Genomic DNA, 929 nt, shown 5'->3' with positions numbered 1-929 from the left:
CGGATGGTGTTGAGTTTGGTGATGAGGGGGCCGATGGTGCGGCCCTCGCGTTCGGCGGTCTCCCAGTCGCGGTGCCTGAGCTGGTACTTCTCGCTGTCGAGGTATTCCTCGCCGCCCTCGCGCAGGGGGGTGTTCTCGCACAGTTCGTAGCCGCTGTAGATGCCCCAGGTGGGGGAGAGGGTGGCGGCCAGGACGGCGCGGACCTCGAAGGCGGGCCGGCCGCCGTGCTGGAGGTAGGCGTGCAGGATGTCGGGGGTGTTGGCGAAGAGGTTGGGCCGCATGTAGCAGGCGGCGTCCCCCGACAGTTCGGTGAGGTACTCGGTCAGTTCCCGCTTGGTGGTGCGCCAGGTGAAGTAGGTGTAGGACTGCTGGAAGCCGATCTGGGCCAGGGTGTGCATCATCGCGGGGCGGGTGAACGCCTCGGCCAGGAAGATCACGTCCGGGTCCGTGCGGTTGATCTCGCCGATCACCCGTTCCCAGAAGAGCACCGGTTTGGTGTGCGGGTTGTCGACGCGGAAGATCCGCACCCCGGTGTCCATCCAGTGCCGCAGCACCCGGCACGTCTCGGCGACCAGCCCGTCGAGGTCGGCGTCGAAGGCGATGGGGTAGATGTCCTGGTACTTCTTCGGCGGGTTCTCCGCGTACGCGATGGAGCCGTCGGGGCGGTGGTGGAACCACTCGGGGTGTTTGTGCACCCAGGGGTGGTCCGGGGAGCACTGCAGCGCGAAGTCCAGGGCCACCTCCAGGCCGAGCTCGCCGGCCCGGGCGACGAAGCGGGTGAAGTCGGCCAGGGTGCCCAGGTCCGGGTGGACGGCGTCGTGGCCGCCCTCGGGGGAGCCGATCGCCCAGGGCACGCCGACGTCGTCGGGGCCGGCGTTCAGCGTGTTGTTGGGGCCCTTGCGGTGGGTGGTGCCGATCGGGTGGATCGG

The 929-nt window shown here is 69.1% G+C and carries 1 pseudogene; it reads right to left on the bottom strand.

The features are described from left to right. Positions 1 to 929 (bottom strand): annotated as a pseudogene (locus tag KUM38_RS29630) (alpha-1,4-glucan--maltose-1-phosphate maltosyltransferase); the annotation flags it as partial.

The organism is Streptomyces sp. AC558_RSS880 (assembly GCF_019049255.1).
Lineage (GTDB): Bacteria > Actinomycetota > Actinomycetes > Streptomycetales > Streptomycetaceae > Streptomyces.
This window is presented reverse-complemented; position numbering and strand designations above follow the sequence as displayed.